This is a genomic window from Microcystis panniformis FACHB-1757, from assembly GCF_001264245.1.
Lineage (GTDB): Bacteria > Cyanobacteriota > Cyanobacteriia > Cyanobacteriales > Microcystaceae > Microcystis > Microcystis panniformis.
Map to the genome: position 1 here is coordinate 4,331,361 of NZ_CP011339.1, position 16,971 is coordinate 4,348,331.

At 43.4% G+C, this 16,971-nt stretch carries 16 protein-coding genes and 1 tRNA gene; 4 read left to right on the plus strand and 13 right to left on the minus strand.

Features of this window, described 5'->3' with window-relative positions; all coding sequences use genetic code 11:
* Positions 1-291: 291 nt before the first annotated feature.
* From VL20_RS20715 to VL20_RS20725, 3 genes are read right to left on the minus strand one after another with little or no spacing between them, the layout of a single operon-like run.
* The gene (locus VL20_RS20715; RefSeq protein WP_052277643.1) at positions 292-789 is read right to left on the minus strand and encodes a DUF29 domain-containing protein; all 498 of its coding nucleotides are present in this window, start codon (positions 787-789) and stop codon (positions 292-294) included.
* Between the two features lie 10 nt (positions 790-799).
* Complete coding sequence (locus VL20_RS20720) at positions 800-1,162, minus strand: DUF5615 family PIN-like protein (RefSeq protein ID WP_002737135.1); 363 nt, start codon at positions 1,160-1,162, stop codon at positions 800-802.
* Positions 1,140-1,490, minus strand: a complete 351-nt coding sequence (locus VL20_RS20725) for a DUF433 domain-containing protein (RefSeq protein WP_002737461.1) — start codon at positions 1,488-1,490, stop codon at positions 1,140-1,142. The genes VL20_RS20720 and VL20_RS20725 overlap by 23 nt, the downstream gene beginning before the upstream one ends.
* Positions 1,491-1,810: 320 nt before the next feature.
* On the opposite strand from VL20_RS20725, the gene VL20_RS20730 reads away from it, so the two are divergent.
* Positions 1,811-2,119, plus strand: coding sequence for a hypothetical protein (locus VL20_RS20730; RefSeq protein ID WP_052278530.1), 309 nt, complete (start codon positions 1,811-1,813; stop codon positions 2,117-2,119).
* A 44-nt stretch (positions 2,120-2,163) separates the two neighbouring features.
* On the opposite strand, the gene VL20_RS20735 is transcribed toward VL20_RS20730, so the two are convergent.
* Positions 2,164-3,402: an RNA-guided endonuclease InsQ/TnpB family protein gene (locus VL20_RS20735; protein ID WP_052277644.1), complete on the minus strand. Its 1,239-nt coding sequence runs from the start codon at positions 3,400-3,402 to the stop codon at positions 2,164-2,166.
* Positions 3,374-3,967, minus strand: coding sequence for an IS607 family transposase (locus tag VL20_RS20740; protein WP_052277645.1), 594 nt, complete (start codon positions 3,965-3,967; stop codon positions 3,374-3,376). Before VL20_RS20740 ends, VL20_RS20735 begins: the two co-directional genes overlap by 29 nt.
* Before the next feature lie 95 nt (positions 3,968-4,062).
* Between VL20_RS20740 and VL20_RS20745 the strand changes: the two genes are divergently transcribed.
* A complete protein-coding gene (locus tag VL20_RS20745; RefSeq protein ID WP_159293245.1) occupies positions 4,063-4,362 on the plus strand; it encodes a hypothetical protein in 300 nt (99 codons plus the stop codon).
* 226 nt (positions 4,363-4,588) lie between these two features.
* On the opposite strand, the gene VL20_RS20750 is transcribed toward VL20_RS20745, so the two are convergent.
* Positions 4,589-8,344, minus strand: a complete 3,756-nt coding sequence (locus tag VL20_RS20750) for a tetratricopeptide repeat protein (RefSeq protein WP_052277647.1) — start codon at positions 8,342-8,344, stop codon at positions 4,589-4,591.
* Positions 8,345-8,427: 83 nt separating this feature from the next.
* Here VL20_RS20750 and VL20_RS20755 point away from each other — a divergent pair, with 83 nt between their 5' ends.
* Both VL20_RS20755 and mrdA read left to right on the plus strand, forming a co-directional pair.
* Positions 8,428-9,537 (plus strand): S-(hydroxymethyl)glutathione dehydrogenase/class III alcohol dehydrogenase, encoded by a 1,110-nt coding sequence (locus tag VL20_RS20755; protein ID WP_052277648.1) that lies wholly within the window; start codon positions 8,428-8,430, stop codon positions 9,535-9,537.
* A 581-nt stretch (positions 9,538-10,118) separates the two neighbouring features.
* A complete protein-coding gene (gene mrdA / locus VL20_RS20760) occupies positions 10,119-11,993 on the plus strand; it encodes a penicillin-binding protein 2 (RefSeq protein WP_052277649.1) in 1,875 nt (624 codons plus the stop codon).
* Here mrdA and VL20_RS20765 read toward each other — a convergent pair.
* The 7 genes from VL20_RS20765 to VL20_RS20790 all read right to left on the minus strand — a co-directional run bounded on the left by VL20_RS20765 (position 11,990) and on the right by VL20_RS20790 (position 16,899).
* Positions 11,990-12,796 carry a radical SAM protein gene (locus VL20_RS20765; protein WP_052278531.1) on the minus strand — a complete coding sequence of 269 codons (807 nt, stop codon included), beginning with the start codon at positions 12,794-12,796 and terminating at the stop codon, positions 11,990-11,992. The two genes, mrdA and VL20_RS20765, sit on opposite strands and share 4 nt — an antisense overlap.
* Before the next feature lie 19 nt (positions 12,797-12,815).
* Positions 12,816-12,907 (minus strand) — tRNA-Ser (locus tag VL20_RS20770).
* A gap of 61 nt (positions 12,908-12,968) precedes the next feature.
* A complete protein-coding gene (locus VL20_RS20775; protein ID WP_052277650.1) occupies positions 12,969-13,688 on the minus strand; it encodes a DevA family ABC transporter ATP-binding protein in 720 nt (239 codons plus the stop codon).
* An 18-nt stretch (positions 13,689-13,706) separates the two neighbouring features.
* Positions 13,707-14,879: an ABC transporter permease DevC gene (devC, locus tag VL20_RS20780; RefSeq protein ID WP_052278532.1), complete on the minus strand. Its 1,173-nt coding sequence runs from the start codon at positions 14,877-14,879 to the stop codon at positions 13,707-13,709.
* On the minus strand, positions 14,876-15,019 hold the full coding sequence (locus VL20_RS31890; protein ID WP_167341560.1) for a hypothetical protein: 144 nt from the start codon (positions 15,017-15,019) through the stop codon (positions 14,876-14,878). The genes devC and VL20_RS31890 overlap by 4 nt, the downstream gene beginning before the upstream one ends.
* Positions 15,012-16,295, minus strand: a complete 1,284-nt coding sequence (locus VL20_RS20785; RefSeq protein ID WP_052277651.1) for an HlyD family efflux transporter periplasmic adaptor subunit — start codon at positions 16,293-16,295, stop codon at positions 15,012-15,014. The genes VL20_RS31890 and VL20_RS20785 overlap by 8 nt, the downstream gene beginning before the upstream one ends.
* A gap of 31 nt (positions 16,296-16,326) precedes the next feature.
* Positions 16,327-16,899, minus strand: a complete 573-nt coding sequence (locus VL20_RS20790; protein WP_052277652.1) for a TetR/AcrR family transcriptional regulator — start codon at positions 16,897-16,899, stop codon at positions 16,327-16,329.
* Positions 16,900-16,971 lie beyond the last annotated feature (72 nt).

A 16,971-nucleotide genomic window follows, 5' to 3' on the forward strand; every position in this document is an offset into this window, starting at 1 on the left:
ACCTGCACATCGCTTTGGTTAGCATCGTTCAGGTTTTTATCAGCTGCTTTCCCTCTTCCTACATCATCCAGATTAGCCATCGTCTTCTCCTTAATTTAGAGTACATGAAAGGTTCACTTTGCTATGATTTATCCAAGAGATTTATTTAGATGTAAGTAGTTAGGTGTTAAAAACTTTATTCCCCCCTTATTTCCCAGGGAAGGAGGGTTAGGTCATTCGGGCGATTTTTAATGTTGGCAAGGTCATATTCTGGTTTCATGGTTTTATTATTGATAATGTTTACTTTCGTTTTTATCCGTAAAAGTCCTCATTTAGAATCTGTTCAGGTGTGAAAGGACAAGCGAGGGGATACTCACTTTCTTGGGGAATACGAATACCAAATTGAGCGCGTTTACCCTGTTTGATGGCGACTTTACGAGCGCTGGAATAGGCTTGTGTGATGGAGATTAAGAGATAAGATTTAAGAGAGGGAATCTTAAGTAAATCATCTTGAACGCGCTGACGATGCTCATCTACTGAATTATACCAACTTGCTTTCATTGTCTCAGGAGCATCATGCTGTATCTTTAATTTGAGTAAGTGAATCAACAGGACCATTAAGTTGCTCTCTAAGGCGCGTTTCTCTGACTTACCCAAATCTTTTAACTCCTCAATTAAGTTTTCTATATCCAGTTGTTCAAACTGTCGATTCTGTAATTGATGAATAGTTTGCTCAATCCACAACTGAAGATCTTGTTCGTAAAGTGTTGTGGGATTTTCTTGAATGTCCGATTGTTTTAATAAGGTCATTTGGATTTCATTAAGTTAACGGTAAATGTACAATTCGGTCTTCATATTCATTGTCAAAAGAACCTTTGGCAATTACAATTAATTCTAACAAGTTATCACCAATACTTAAATCTTGATTGAGAATAAAAATTCCAGGAATGTGACGGTTTTGGTTGAAGTGTTCTCTTAAATGTACTGGCATAGAAGCACGATTATTTGTCACTAAAATAAATCCCATCACCTCACACCAAATCAAGATTTCTGGATCTAATGTACCTAATTTTGGTGTATCTGGTTCACCAACTACTCGAATAATGATTTCTGGTTCTCGGCGACGCAATTGTTGAGGATACACCGAATTAACATTTTCATCAATTAAATATTTCAGTGTCATTAGCTTTCTGCTTGGCTGTTATTTCAGCTTTCAATTTTCTCAGTCGTTCAACCACAGGCGGAGGATTTTTTCGCTGTTCTTCTCGCATTTTTCGCCCCCATTCTAGCCAGTCGGCGATGTATTGGCTCACTTTTTCTTTATCATGAAGATAATAAAGAATCGTCGCATATACCTGTTCGAGGGTTAAAGATGGATAAGTATTAGCAATTTCTTCGGGAGTTTTGGCTTGGTAAATGAAATCGTGTAAAATGGTTTCAATACCGACGCGGGTTCCTTTTAGCCGAATATCGTTAGGAGCAAGAAAATTAAAATAGTCTTCGAGTTGCATGATTTATACCAATTGAAGATTCAAACTTAACTTTATTCTTTAAGTAACATTGTTATCTTAATTATACTTGATCGTTGCCGAATAGTGCGATCGCATTGGATTCTTAATTATTGACCTCTCCCCTGAACCCTATCCTACAAGGAAAGGGGAGAGAATTTAGCGAAGGGAGTGCAACTACAAACTGGGTTTGTTGTCAAGGCTCTAGCCCGAACAAGTTTAACCTGTTTTCTTTAGGTAGTGAGAAGCTAAATGGACATAACCCTATTGCCCAAATTGGGTAACTTATCTAGAATAAGTATATGAAGAGAGGAGGAGACGTGATGGAGTATCAGAATTTTTCGCTCATTAAAGAAGATATTCAGGCTGACGCTCGAGGGCGGATTAGCCTTGGGACTCAATGTAGCAACCGTCACTATCGGATACTGATGAATACAAGCGGGGAACTCCTCCTGGTTCCCATAATTGCGATTCCAGAGCAAGAGCTATGGGTATTTCAGAATCCTAGTGTCCGCGAGTCGCTCAAACGGGGGCTCGCGGAAGCCAGCACGGGAAATTTAGCTGAAGAACCCGTCGATTTAGACGCTATGCTTGAGTTTGCTGAATCTATTCCTGAAGAAGTCGAGGAGTAGGTGAGTTTTTCTTTACGACAGACACAGGAAGCTCGAAATAGTTACTAATTCTGTACGCAAATATTGCATCTAGAATTAGCTTTGTACGCTTTGACCCGTACTGGGTTAACTACGAACCTCTCTATCGGATTCCCGCTAAAGGCGGCCTCTCCGACTACCTTTCTTCCAATATTTAAGGAACCATTAATATCTGCTCCATAGAAATAACCCGACGAGCTTCTGAATAGTCCTCTTTTAATTCTCTTGCCTAAATAGCTTTTTTGCTTTTGAATAGACTCTAAGTCTAAGAAACTACATTTAGCGGTATAGCTTTCATTAGTTGTTTTGACCTCTATTCCTACTAAATTTGCTTTATAGGTAAGTTGTTCGATAAACCTTGAATGAGGAATATTTACGAATGACTGGTTATTTCTATCTCCAATATTAATGTTTTGTTTCCAGCCTTGATTATGACCAATAACTAAAAGGTTAATTTGATGAGCTAGTAATTTATCAATAATATATTTACTAGCGGTGTGGAGGTAATAATCCACCTGGCAATTACGCTTTAAAGTTAAACCTTGTATTCTTTTACTGGTCTTCTGAAGACTGGGTAATTCCGATTTGAGTTTAGCTAGTGTCTTGTTGTACTTTTGATTGCAAGATTTTAAGGCTTTTCCACATACTAAAGTTGGCTGAAATTCGGGAATATTAGAGGTAACAGCAGCTAGGTTATTTAAGCCTAAATCGATAAAAGCATATCTTTCTCCCTCTTGACTTGATGAGGATGGTTGTTCATAGACAATCTCTAAACAATAAGCACCCAATTTAGGAATAATCCTGACCTCTAAGACTCTCTTTAAATTAGTTTTAAATTCTAAATTAGTCCCTGATAGCTTGATTAAACCTTGCTTCAACGCTTTTTTAGAAATGGCTTGATAGTTATAAGTTAAAACGTTTCTACCTTTTTCCTTGTCTTTGTATCTTGGCAACTTAGGCTCTCCTGTAAATTTATCTGGCGATTTTTTGTATTGTTCTTTCGCTTTTTGGTAGGATTTAAAGGTTTTTTCTACTTGCTTTAATACTAACTGACTTACTTTGGCGGGTAAGGCTTGATAATCTGGACTCATTTTTAAGGCATGATGTAACTCAGTCATTGTTAAAAATGGTTGATGTGAAAAGAAAACTTGACGGTTTAAATAAATAGCACAATTATACAGATTCTTCGATAAAAATCCTAATTTATCAATTACTGAATAATTTTTGTGATTAAATTTAATTAGATGTTTTTGAACTAATTTCATCATTCTCCTCAAGGCATTTAATTAAACATTCTATCTTTCTATTTCGTTGTCTTAATGAGTATAATCGAGCGCAAAATGAGGTAATTATGCTCACGAAGTCTTGCCTTAAATCGTCTTTTCTTTCTTCTGCTAGATTAACCACCTCTAGATCTCTATTTGTTTGAGTTAAAAGAACTTTCAGATAATTAAACCCTACTCTGCTTAAACGATCTTTATGTTCTACGACAATCAAATTATAATCAGTTTGTTCTAGAAGTTTTAATAATAGCTTTCGATGATCATTGACTCCACTTCCTACTTCTTTAACTACTCGAACAATTTGATAGCCTTTCGCAATACAATAAGCTTCCAATCTTTTTGCCTGAGTCTCTAAGTCAGATTTATTTTCTGAACTAGAAACTCGCGCATAAATAGCTACTTTATTTTCACCGCAAGAACGGTCATCTTCAAAAATAATAATTGTTCCTGTAGGAAGACGTTCTCCTTGTAACTGCCCTCGATTCCACATTCTCCAAGCAGTGTCATAACTGATCCCTTTTTTCTTAGCATAATCTGATAGTTTCATGTGAACTGCAATGTAAACTTGCACTAACCATATTAGCAGTTGTTTGCAGTCATTTGCATATACTTTTTACAAAACTTTACAATACTCTATCTGAATTGCGAGCAGAAGCGGAACAGGCTCAAAAGACTCGCCTGGCTCAAGGTAGGACAAAAGCATCGAAACAAGAGGGTCTCTACAAACAGGTAACAAAAGCCCTCAAGCTCCTCAGTACAAACCCAAGACATCCAGGACTAAAAACCCACGAATTTAATTCCCTCGACAACCCTTATGATTCAACACAGAAGGTTTTTGAAGCCTACGCCCAACAGAATACACCGGGAGCCTATCGAATTTTCTGGTGCTATGGACCTCATTCGGGGGAAATCACCATTCTCGCTATTACACCTCATCCGTAGATCACAACATTGTAGGGGCGAAGCATTCGGGCGATAACCTATCGCTGAAACCGTAGATTTCCTATCCGAATGCTTCGCCCTTACTTTTTCAGCAAGCCCGAAATAGTTAGCGCTGAAGCGCAACAACAAGCCAGGTTCGTGAGGGAGTGAGGGAGGATCATCACCCCATCACCCCATCACCTCATCACCCTCTCTTTTTAAAGCCGGATTTAGTATTAGGGGGGAGTTAGACCAAACCCCGCACCTCCTCAACCCCAACCCCGAAAACAGAAGCAATACCGACAAAAATCTCCTCATCTTGCGTTTGCTGATAAAGAGCAACAAGACGAGGCAAAGAATAGGTTTGTATGGTGTAATTATCGTTAAATTCTGCCAAAATTTGTAAGGCTTGCAGGTAATAACTTTTGGCTTGGCTCAATTCCCTCAATGCTTGCGCTACCATTCCCAACTCGTTCAGGGGGTTGGCTTGCCCGTAGCGATCCCCATATTCAATGAGGATCTCAAGAGCTTGCTGGTAGTAGCTTCGGGCTTGCTCCCATTCCCTCAATTCTTGCGCTAGGTTTCCCAAGTGGTGCAGGGTGCTGGCTTGGGAGTGGCGATCCCCATATTCAATCTTGATCTCAATAGCTTGCAGGTAGTAGCTTCGGGCTTGCTCCCATTCCCTCAATTCTTGCGCTACGATTCCCAACTGGTGCAGGGGTATGGCTTGGGAAAAGCGATCCCCATATTCAATCTTGATTTCAATAGCTTGCTGGTAGTAGCTTCGGGCTTGCTCCCATTCCCTCAATTCTTGCGCTACGATTCCCAACTGGTGCAGGGTGCTGGCTTGGGAGTAGCGATCCCCATATTCAATGCAGATCTCAATAGCTTGCTGGTAGTAGCTTCGGGCTTGCTCCCATTCCCTCAATTCTGCCGCTACGGCTCCCAAATTGTGCAGGGTGCTGGCTTGGGAGAAGCGATCCCCATATTCAATGCAGATCTCAATAGCTTGCTGGTAGTAGCTTCGGGCTTGCTCCCATTCCCTCAATTCTTGCGCTACGATTCCCAACTGGTGCAGGGTGCTGGCTTGGGAGTAGCGATCCCCATATTCAATGCAGATCTCAATAGCTTGCTGGTAGTAGCTTCGGGCTTGCTCCCATTCCCTCAATTCTTGCGCTACTATTCCCAAATTGTGATAGATATATCCCAATATTGAGGCTTTTTGTTGCTCGTCCACCCCTTGGAGATTTTGAGTTAATTCAATAACTTTTAGATTAGTCTGTTTCGCCTGTTCATAGTTTTTTGTATATTTATAGGCGATGGCGAGATTGCCCAAAGCACTGATAATATTGCCACCGATTATCCCAGTTTTAATCTGTTCAGGATAAGCTTGACAAGCTTGACAAACACTCTCGCATAGTTTCAGTCTGCTACTAACATCATTGGTAACAAAAAAATAATTAAGTAAGCAAAAGAAGATCTCAATACTTTCCTGCTTCTCCAAACAAATCTGCAACGCATTGAACAGATTTTCATACTCCCAGCGACATAACAATATCCCCCACTGCTTATTTTGCGGATTTTTGGAATTTAGTAAGTTATTATAAGAACCTGCCAAGTCTCGGTAATGATTCTTAAAACCCTCCCAAATTGCTGCTTGTGTCTCTGGTGCTAATTCCTTTAACTTCGTCTTCAGGAAGTAGGGAAAAATGGGTTGAATCGTCAGAAAATCTGGCAATTCTTCACTCATCGGCGAAAGCAAACCCCAATGAATCGCTTCTTCAATCGCTGCATCAAATTGGTCAAACTGATAGCCTTGTAAAGGTTCTAATTGCTGTAGTTTTTGGCTATAATTAGGAATAACACCCCTGGGAATAAACCCACTAAAAGGCGCTAAACAGAGTAACAACTTCTGCGCCTCCTCCGACAAATTACTGTGGGAATATTCCACACATTTGATGATATTATTAGTCTTATCCTCATCCCCCACATCAGCTAATTCCGCCAACTGTAACCCTTGCCAAATCTCCTCCGGTGACTGTCGCTTCAGATTCGCTAATACCACTTCCATCGCCAACGGATATCCCGCCAACAATTTCATCAAGCGCTTAAAATAATCATCCTTTTTAATCGCATTTTTCCGACTCTTCGCCTGACGTTCTAAAATTCTCTCCGCTAATTCAGTTCTCGACTCTTGGTCTAATCCTTGTAAGTGATAGATATTCTCCTTAAAAGTCCTGCGTTGCAGCCAAGTTTCCTCACTGCGAGAACCCAAAATCACCTTCGTTTTTCCCCCGACCAAATTCTTGAGAAATTCGGCGATTTCTTCCCTCTCATTCTCCGGTAAAGTATTCTGAATTGCTAACGGTTGTCCCGTCACCGACTCCAGATTATCTAAAATGAGAATATACGCCTCACTGCGGAGTTTTTGTTCTAGTTTCTTTACCCGCGCTTTCAGGTTCATCGCTTGGAAACTCGCCTGTTCAAAACGATTATAAATTCCCTGACCGATTTCATGGACAATCTGTTCTAACGTCCAAGCTTTTCTATCATAACCAAAATAGAAAATATGGGTCGCCCAGTTGGTTTTCTGCCACCATTCTCGTAGATAATTGAGTAAAGTAGTTTTTCCTGTCCCTCCCATTCCTTTGAGTAAAAGGATATTATGTTTCAGCAGCGCCTTTTCCATCTTGAGAATTTCTAAATCCCTTCCCACAAAGCCGTATTCTGGTAAAGGAAAGACATATTGATTGCCGATATGTTCCCAGTATTTTTCCTCCTCTTCTGGAGTAAATGGACGCAAATTGAGATTAATTTTACCGCGACAATAAATCACCGGTAATAACCAATCTTCTAAATCTATTCTCGTGTTATAATAGGCGCGGCGTTGCTTATTATTGAATAACTCTAACCGTCCTTTTCGCATCGCTTCCGTTAGGTCTTTTCCGTTCAATAATTGCTGATAAATTGGTTTCATCATCAACTTAGCTGCAGAAACCGTCACCGAATATCCCATCGCCACCACTGCTTGCATTCCCGCAGTCATCAAACGACTTCCTAAACTGGTTTCCCGATAGTCTTCTGATTCCTGGGAAATTTGCTTTGCTGACTGACAAGCATTGAGAATACAAATAGGGATATTTTTCCCAGTGAGTAAATTCGCTAATTCCGTCGCTTCTACCGGAGTCGCTTGACCTTTTTCTTCTCCTTCCAGAAACAGAAAAGCTTTTACTCCCTCATATTCTGCTAAATCCTCCAGTCCCCATCCCCTTTGATAGCGCCAAGAATCCCCGTGAACCTGTCTTTGGTACTGTTCATATTCCATTAATCCGCCATGAACATCGAAATGAATAACATGATAGTATCCTTCTCCCTTCTCATCCAGATGTCTGGTTAGTGATTCATAAGTTCCGGGACGCAAAATATCAATTTTTACCGGTATTTCACTACTATTTACCAGTTCTACCAAAGGACGGGAAATCGTGCGATAGTTAACATCAGATTCCTCATTAGGACGCGCAATCACCACCAGAAGATTGATAGTAGGATAAGTGGCCATTTGCACTGGGACAACTGTAGCCCCTCGACGCTGGCGGGAGATGATACAATCTATAGAAAAGGGACGCGGTAAATCAGGATCTTTCAGCGCTTCCCAATGTAAAGCTTGAAATTCTGGCGACTGACTTTCGATGATAATTTGCAGTTGACTTAACTGTTTTCGCAAGTCTCGATATTCCCCATAAGCATTTAAATTACTCTGGAAAACCTGTTTAAATAGGTTTTCGCCATAGTTTTGGACGCTGTTGGCGGCTTTTTGCGCCTTATCCGTGTCTAGCGTCGGAAATACTAACCATTCCTCAAAGTACCATTCTAGGTCTTTTTCTTCTTGGTTAGTAAAGGGGTCAGTAACCGTAATTGGGTAGCTGTTACCGCTATCAAAATTGAGAGTAGCAGTAAAGCCACCATCGTTAATTCCTTCTTCGCGGATGGTGAGGACTAACATAGAGATAAGTTGAGAATTGTTCTATTACAACTCTTCAGCAGTTTAACGGTATTATACTGGAAAAAACCTATTGCTTTGAGCCTATGGATGTTCGAGCGGCAGTTGCCCTAGAAGCGGGAAAACCCCTAACTATTGAAACGGTAAAATTAGCCGCACCGCAAGCGGGGGAAGTGTTAGTAGAAATCAAAGCCACGGGAGTTTGTCACACCGATGCCTATACTCTCTCTGGGGCCGATCCTGAAGGCTTATTTCCCTCAATTTTAGGCCATGAAGGGGCAGGAATCGTGGTAGAAGTGGGAGAAGGTGTCACTAGCCTAAAAGTGGGGGATCATGTTATTCCCCTATACATTCCCGAATGTCGTCAGTGCGAATACTGTCTCAGCTTTAAAACCAATCTCTGTCAAGCGATTCGTCTTACCCAAGGTCGGGGAGTAATGCCGGATGGAACCAGTCGTTTTTCCCTCGATGGTCAGCCTCTTTATCACTACATGGGAACCTCGACTTTTTCTAACTATACCGTGCTGCCGGAGATTTCCCTAGCCAAGATTCGCCCCGATGCTCCCTTTGAAAAAGTCTGTTATATCGGCTGCGGAGTCACTACAGGTATCGGTGCGGTGATTAATACCGCTAAAGTGGAACCGGGGGCAAAAGTGGTGGTTTTTGGTCTGGGAGGTATCGGTTTAAATGTTATTCAAGGGGCCCGTTTGGTGGGGGCCGATATGATTGTCGGGGTCGATATCAATCCCCAGAAACAAGCTTTAGCGACCAAATTCGGGATGACTCATTTTGTTAATCCCCAAGAAATCGAGGGGGATTTAGTGGCCTATCTGGTGGATTTAACTAAGGGTGGGGCCGATTATAGTTTTGAGTGTATCGGCAATGTCCAGATTATGCGTCAAGCTTTGGAATGTTGCCATAAGGGTTGGGGTGTTGCCACTATTATCGGTGTAGCTGGGGCCGGCCAAGAAATTAGTACCCGTCCTTTTCAATTAGTCACCGGACGGGTCTGGAAAGGTACGGCTTTTGGTGGAGCGAGAGGTCGTACAGATGTACCAAAAATAGTCGATTGGTACATGGAGGGCAAGATTAACATTGATGATTTAATCACCCACGTTCTACCTCTGGCAAGGATTAACGAGGCCTTTGACCTGATGCGCCAAGGGGATTCTATCCGCAGTGTGATTACCTTTTGAGCATAGTTAAGAAATACTTGACAAACTCTTAACTGTATGTGTGCGCCAGTTTTCTGGCTCTCTTTAACTTACTATAGAAGCGATCAATCTTTGTGTCCTCTGTGTCTGGAGTGGTTCCTTCCACTCCCAGTATTTACACTTATTTTGTTAAGATATATTGTGGATACCCTGAACTTTAGTCAAGAGAGGAGCTAAATCACCTAGTATTGCGTCTTTTTCAGTGAACAGTAAACAGTGAAAAGACATCAGGAAAGTGCTATTTAAAACTACTCACTTAGAACTCAAATCTGATACGGGACTTGCGCTTTGATAATGTACCTTTTGGGCGAACGCAGTTCGCCCCTACATTGTGGACAAAATCCGTTACTGTAGGGGCGCAAAGCTTGCGCCCTCCGATCGATCAGGTTTGCTGATCACCCTAAGTAGGGCGAGAGCCTTCGAGATGTTAGGGACTTGCGCTTTGATAATGTGCCATCTGGCTGGTCTAATTCTTCTACAGAGCGATTTTCTGGCTGGGATATTATTCCCACGCAAGTCCCTAACTGATGACTAATAACTTTTAAATTTTTAACTTTAAGCAAATGCGTAATAGCGGACTCCTCTCAAAAACCAAAGTCAAACTGAAACGGAAAAAAACGCTCACCTCGCCGACGCGGCCAGCGCCGAATAAATTACAGAATAAAATCAAAGATAAGGAGCGTCTAGTCGGTCGTCAGCGTCAGTCATGGCTAATTATGGGATTAATTAGCCTTGTCCTGCTAGGAGGAGTCGGCTCGCGCTTGGCCTATTTACAACTGCAGCAAGGACAAATTAACCGAGAAAGGGCAGAAAATAACCGGATTCGCATTCTTCCTAAACCTCCGGTCCGGGGCAACTTATTCGATCGCAATGGCAAAGTTTTGGCCACGGCCCGCTTAACCCATGCGGCCTATATTTGGCCCAAATCCCAGCGTAATCCCGCCCAAAAACTCAATCTTGACCGTTTAGCCAGTATTTTAGGCATTCCCAGAAGCGACCTAGAAAAACGCATTAACGAAGCGGACGAAAACCCCTCCACCCTGATCCGGATTGCTAGGGGTTTAACTCCGTCCCAAATTATCGCCCTAGAGGAATACAAAGACGAATTAACCGGCATTGAAGTGGACGTGGAATCAGTGCGCTACTATCCCAATGGTAAAATCGGGGCGCATATTCTCGGTTATACTGGGGAACTAACCCCAGAGGAATATCAAGCCAAAAGACCCCAGGGCTACCGATTGGGAGATGTCGTCGGTAAAATGGGTGTAGAAGCCGCCTACGAGTCAAAATTGCGGGGAGAATGGGGGGGAATGCAGTTAGAGGTCAACGGATCGGGACAAGTAATCCAAATTCTCGGCCAAAAAATTGCTAAACCGGGGCAAGATGTCACCCTGACACTAGATTTAAAACTCCAAAAAGCCGCCGAGGCCGCTTTAGGAAAACGCAAAGGTGCGATCGTGGCGATCGATCCCCGGGATGGTTCTGTGCGGGCCATGGTCAGTTATCCTAGTTTTGATCCTAATGTTTTCTCGGCCCCAATTACCACCGCCACTTGGAAAAAACTACAAGCGGAGGGCAACCCGTTTGTTAACCGCGCTCTCCAAGGATTCCCCCCCGCTTCTACCTTTAAAGTCGTCACTGCCACTGCTGGCATGGAATCGGGTAAATTTCCCCCCAATACGGTCTTAAATACCTTTGCTGCCCTCTATGTGGGGGGGACAGCTTTCGGGGAATGGAATCGCGCTGGTTTTGGTCCGATGGGTTTTGTCCGGGCCATGGCCATGAGTAGTAACACTTTTCACGGTCAAATAGGTCGCGGGGTGGGGGGACCGACTTTAATTGCCATAGCCCGGCGCTACGGTTTCGGTCAGAAAACCGGGATAGAATTAGCGGAAGAAACTCCGGGGTTAATTGCCGATCGCGATTGGAAACTGCGTAATTTTAAAAACTGGGATTGGTCCGTAGGCGATACGATTAATATGTCGATCGGTCAAGGATTTACCCTCGCGACTCCCCTACAGGTAGCTGTGATGTTTGCCGTCCCCGCTAACGGGGGTTTTTTGGTGAAACCCCACCTTTTACAGGATGCCCGCAATGTTAAGGAATGGCGCAAGTCTTTGAACATGAAACCTAGCACCCTAGACACCCTGAGAAAGTCCCTGAGAGCCGTGGTAGCGGAAGGAACGGGGCGGTCCCTATCGGACCCCGCTTTACCGCCTGTAGCGGGCAAAAGCGGCACGGCAGAAGCACCTCCGGGCAAGTCCCACGCTTGGTTTGGAGCTTTCGCCCCCTTCGACAAGCCCGAAATTGTTGTGGTCGCCTTTGCGGAACATTCCGGCGGTGGTGGTGGTAAAGTGGCCGCACCTATGGTACGTCAGGTAATGGAGGCTTATTTTAATGTGAAGCCGAAAGAAGAAAAACCCCGGCCGAAGCCTTAGAGACCTGTGGCGGTAAGTGGCACACAGCGTACGGTAATTCCCGTGGCCGTGGCCATTTTTTGCGCCCAAATTGCCAATATTTCAGCGTTTACGGGTTTGAGAATTTGCATTCCGTCGGCAGCGGTGAGGGGATTATTACCGCGGGTTTCTAATTGTCTTTGTCTGGCCCGGGGACGGGTCGGGGTGTTAAGCTGAATTTCATCCGGTTGTAGCTGTTGCATCAAATCGATATACTGGTCTTGCTCTTGGGGCGACCAAGAGGACAGCACCATGGTTTGAATTGCTAGTTTTCCCGACCATTCTTGGCGAAATTGTCTTAATCCCGACCAACAACTCTGCCAATCCAGGCCGGGGACTGGACGGTTAACCCGTCGCCATTGGGACTCGGAAACAGCATCGATTTTAGCGGCGACGATATCAGCTTTGCTCAAGTCTTGACGCACTTGGGCATCTCCCAAGAGGGTACTATTGGTTAAGACTGCCACCGGCCGCCTGGTCATTTCCTTGACGGTGGCCAGTATTTCCCCTAAATTGAGGGCGAGGGTGGGTTCCCCGCTACCACTGAGAGTGACTATATCCACGTCCCAAGGGGCAAAAGTGCTTAAATCCCTGCTAATTTGTTCGCTAGTGATAAAAATTCTTCGATGCTCGGTTTTTTGCTCAATTTCTCCTAACTGACAGTAGGCACAGTTAAAGGAACAGGTGGAAACTAAACCAATCGGATCAATGCCCAGAGAGCTGCCGAAGCGCCAAGAGGCAACCGGACCATATACGGAGCAGAAATAATCCTGGCGAGCAGTCATCGAACCTACCCAAAAAATACGGAGAGGGAGGGATTCGAACCCTCGGTACGGTCTTACGATTCGTACAACAGATTAGCAATCTGCCGCATTCGACCACTCTGCCACCTCTCCAAGATGACATCATTTTAATTTAACATGAAAGGCCGATTTTTGGCAAGTAATTTTTGGGCAGTTAATCCCCTAAACGACCATCCTCCATATTGACAATGCGATCGGCGATGTCGAGAATCCGGTTATCGTGGGTGACAAGTAAAATCGTGCAACCTTGTTCTTTGGCCAATTTCTGCATGATTTCCACCACATCGCGCCCGGATTGTTTATCTAAGGCCGCGGTCGGTTCATCAGCGAGGACTAATTTGGGATGACTGACGAGGGCGCGAGCGATCGCAACCCGTTGTTTTTGTCCCCCTGATAGATCATGGGGATAGTAATCAACGCGGTTGCCTAAACCGACTGACTCCAGAATTGCCGCCGCTTTTTGATCGAGATCTTGTTCTAAAAACTCCTCGTGCAGTTCCAAAGACATCCTAACGTTTTGTTTCGCTGTGAGGAATTTTAGTAAATTATGTGCTTGAAAAATATAGCCAATTTGTCGGCGAATTTTCAGCATTTTGCCCTTACCAATTCCTAACATTTCTTGGCCGAGAATTTTTAAACTGCCCGCTTGTGTCGATCGCAAACCTCCCATTAAACTTAATAAAGTAGTTTTCCCCGATCCCGAAGGACCGGTCATAATTACTACTTCCCCCGCTTTAATTTCCAGATCGATATCGTATAAAACCTGTTTTCTTAATTCCCCCGTGCCAAAATAGTGATTTAAGCCTTTAATGGCAATTACGGGTTCATTAGGGCTAAAATAGACTAATTCTCGCTCTTTTTGAAAAATCCGCATTATTTCACCCTTGATAGTTTAAAAAATATCGGCTGGATCTGCTGTCCTTAATTTGCCCATGGCGACAATTCCAGAGGCAATACACATAATAATTGTCAGGATTAAAACTTCGATCGCCCTAGCGGTAGTCATCACTATGGGTAAAAGTGTAGCGGAGGAAGCGAGATTATAAACACCGAGAGAGACGATAAACCCGGGTATATACCCCAAAACCGCTAGTAATAAGGCTTCTTGCATCAAAACCCCGACTAAATACCAATCACCGTAACCCATAGCTTTTAGGGTAGCGTATTCGGGTAAGTGATCGGTGACATCGGAATAGAGAATTTGATAGACAATGACGATACCGACGATAAAACCCACTACTGTACCTAAACCAAAGATAAAACCAATGGCTGTACTATTAGCCCAATAGGTTTTTTCCCTTTCAGCAAATTCTTCTAAAGTAAGGACTATTACTTCATTTTTAGGGAAAAGTGCCTGTAAATTGCCCTTAACTGCTTCGATATTTGCCCCTGGTTGCAGTTTCACCAGTCCTATATCGATTTCGTGGGGTTGACGTTCGGGAAAGAGCCTTAAAAAGGTAGAATCACTGCTAATGACGTTACTATCGGCAGCAAAGGAGGCACCAAGGGTAAAAATTCCCGCTACCTGTACCTCTTTTTTATTTAACTGAACTGTCAAATCGGGGTTTTTCTGGAGTAAATCGGCAATTGGACCGAATTCTGGTCTTCCTGCCTGATCGTACAAGACGCGATTTAACATCTTCAGATCACTGGATTTTTGATTAACTTCCGGGAGGGTAAAAACCCGTTGACTGGGATCAAAACCAAAGACTAAAGTAGTTCTTTCTAGGGCAGTTTCGGGATTGCGCCACTGGGCCGAAGCAATATAAACTGAGGCTAAAGATTGAATGCCCTCGACTCTTTGAGCTTGGTACAAGCGATCGCGTGAAAAACTTTTCACGGCAAAGAGGGTATCGAATTGGGGATTAATCAGGACTAAATCCGCATTGAGGACATAATGGGGTTTAACGGAAGCATCAAATAAGGCATCCCGAAACCCCAACTGTGTGAAAATTAGGAAGTCAGCAAAAGCAATCCCGGCAATAGCCACAATCAAACGGGTTTTCTCTCGCGTCACCTGTAACCAAGATAGGGGCGTTTTTTTGAATAGATGGGTTAGTTTCATTGGGTGTTGGGGTTTTGGGGTTTTGGGGTGTTGGGGTGTTGGGGTGTTGGGGTGTTGGGGTGTTGGGGTTTTAGTTGAAATTCCCCACTTCCCCACTTCCCCACTTCCCCACTTCCCCACTTCCCGTAAAACCTACTCATTGATAGTTACAGTTACTTGGGAATTGGTTAAACCTGCCACTTTTTGACTGTTTTTGCGATCTAAGGCAATGCGGACAGAGATAACTTTGCGATCAAAGTTTTCTCCCGGTTGATTGCTGAAGATATTTTGTTGGTCAACTTTTAAAGCAATTAAGCGCACTTTTCCGCTAACTTCGCCCTTAAACGCCGATCCAGTAATCGTGGCAGTTTGTCCCTTGCGAATTTTCCCGATATCGCTTTGATAGATTTCGGCAATTACCTCCATGCGATCGGTTTCAGCGAGGTCAACAATTCCTTGATCGCTGATTTGTTCCCCGATACGGGTATTGACTTTAATCACTTTGCCGGTAATTGGCGATCGAATATAAGCCTGATTTAACTCGGTTTGGGCTTTTTTAACGGCAACTAGGGCAGCATTTACATCCGCTTCGGCTGCCTGCACATCGACTCCCCGCACTTCTGAGACTTGATTTAAAGTGGATCTGGCCTCTTTGATCTGCTGTTGACCGGTGGATTCAATCCGGGCTAGGGTAGTCTTGGCTTCTTGTATCTGTTGTTTACCGGTGCTTTCAATTCTCTCTAGGGTAACTTTTGCTTCTGTTAATTGTTGATTACTGGTTTCTAAATTCAGTCTTTTACTATCAAAACTAGAGGCGGAAATTGCCCCTTCTTGATAGAGTTTTTCGTAGCGATCGAATTCAGCTTTGGCATTGCGATATTCTGCTTCTAATTTAGCAATTGTCGCTTTTTGGGCAGCCCTATCCCCTTCTAATTGCGCTGTTAATCTTTGGATAGTTGTCCGTTGGGTTGCTTGATCCCCTACCCATTGTGCCTGGATTTTCCGCACGTTAGCGGCATTAGCATCGATTTCTCCGACTTTTGCCCCAGCTTTCACCTGTTCTAGTTTGGCTGCGGCTACTTTCACCTGTTCTTGTGCCTGTCGCAGGTTATCCTCTAATCTTTCCTGACTTTCGAGAATGGCGATTATTTGTCCCTTTTTGACGCTATCGCCTTCATCCACTAATAATTGCATGACTCGATCGGAATCAAGCAACATCGGGGCAGATATGCTGATAATTTCTGTCCTCGGTTCAATTCTGCCTAAAGCGGTGATTTTTTGCGGTGTGGGAGAGGCAATTACAGGGGTTTTGGTTTCGGGTTTGGGGGCGACTTGGGAAAGACTATAAAAGGTGGTTATTCCTAATAATCCTGTGCCTAATACTATTAACCCGATCATTAACTTTTGATTGGGTTTCACAAAAGTTTTACCTTTCATAATTTTTTAGTTAATAAGTGATTTTTGGGGATTAACAGTTTTTCTGCAAATAAGTAGTAAGAATTTTACCTAATAATTCCATTTGTTCATCGATCACAATCTGTTCATTGCACCACAGGCGCTCTAATATCAGTCCATTAATAACGCTGACAACTAACCAAGCTACACTCGGATCGCTAATACCTAAAATCTCGATTACTGCCTTATGATAGCGGCGATCAACGCGCTCAAAAAGTTGACTACGACTCAGTTCTTCTCGTCCTTGGTATTGAGAATAATCAATCCATAAGAATAATTGTTTGATACAGGAATCCTCGCGATTAGTCATAAATTTTCCGAGAATTTTTAGCTTTTCTATCAGGGTTTTTCCTCGATCGATCTCGACTTTAGCTAATAAAACATCCTCTCGGCACATCTCCTCGACTAATTGCTCGAAAAGTGCCGCTTTACTGGGAAAGTAGTGGTACAGCGTTCCCGTGGACACTCCCAATCCTTGCGCTAATTCTCTCGTCGTCATGTCAGCGTAGCCTTTCTCGGCAAAGAGTTCGGCACTTTTTAAGAGGAGTTCTTTTCGGTATTGTTCTACATCCACTATCTTAGGCATAAGTTTAATATCGAACGTTCGTTATATTTTAGCTTAACATTACTATGAATGGGGAAATCGGCTGTCCCTTTG

Excerpts from the sequence above, each read along its gene's own strand:
- VL20_RS20715 (WP_052277643.1), bottom strand. The coding sequence starts at position 789 with ATGACCTTATTAAAACAATCGGACATTCAAGAAAATCCCACAACACTT.
- VL20_RS20720 (WP_002737135.1), bottom strand. The coding sequence starts at position 1,162 with ATGACACTGAAATATTTAATTGATGAAAATGTTAATTCGGTGTATCCT.
- VL20_RS20725 (WP_002737461.1), bottom strand. The coding sequence starts at position 1,490 with ATGCAACTCGAAGACTATTTTAATTTTCTTGCTCCTAACGATATTCGG.
- VL20_RS20730 (WP_052278530.1), top strand. The coding sequence starts at position 1,811 with ATGGAGTATCAGAATTTTTCGCTCATTAAAGAAGATATTCAGGCTGAC.
- VL20_RS20735 (WP_052277644.1), bottom strand. The coding sequence starts at position 3,402 with ATGAAATTAGTTCAAAAACATCTAATTAAATTTAATCACAAAAATTAT.
- VL20_RS20740 (WP_052277645.1), bottom strand. The coding sequence starts at position 3,967 with ATGAAACTATCAGATTATGCTAAGAAAAAAGGGATCAGTTATGACACT.
- VL20_RS20750 (WP_052277647.1), bottom strand. The coding sequence starts at position 8,344 with ATGTTAGTCCTCACCATCCGCGAAGAAGGAATTAACGATGGTGGCTTT.
- VL20_RS20755 (WP_052277648.1), top strand. The coding sequence starts at position 8,428 with ATGGATGTTCGAGCGGCAGTTGCCCTAGAAGCGGGAAAACCCCTAACT.
- mrdA (WP_052277649.1), top strand. The coding sequence starts at position 10,119 with ATGCGTAATAGCGGACTCCTCTCAAAAACCAAAGTCAAACTGAAACGG.
- VL20_RS20765 (WP_052278531.1), bottom strand. The coding sequence starts at position 12,796 with ATGACTGCTCGCCAGGATTATTTCTGCTCCGTATATGGTCCGGTTGCC.
- VL20_RS20775 (WP_052277650.1), bottom strand. The coding sequence starts at position 13,688 with ATGCGGATTTTTCAAAAAGAGCGAGAATTAGTCTATTTTAGCCCTAAT.
- devC (WP_052278532.1), bottom strand. The coding sequence starts at position 14,879 with ATGAAACTAACCCATCTATTCAAAAAAACGCCCCTATCTTGGTTACAG.
- VL20_RS31890 (WP_167341560.1), bottom strand. The coding sequence starts at position 15,019 with ATGAGTAGGTTTTACGGGAAGTGGGGAAGTGGGGAAGTGGGGAAGTGG.
- VL20_RS20785 (WP_052277651.1), bottom strand. The coding sequence starts at position 16,295 with ATGAAAGGTAAAACTTTTGTGAAACCCAATCAAAAGTTAATGATCGGG.
- VL20_RS20790 (WP_052277652.1), bottom strand. The coding sequence starts at position 16,899 with ATGCCTAAGATAGTGGATGTAGAACAATACCGAAAAGAACTCCTCTTA.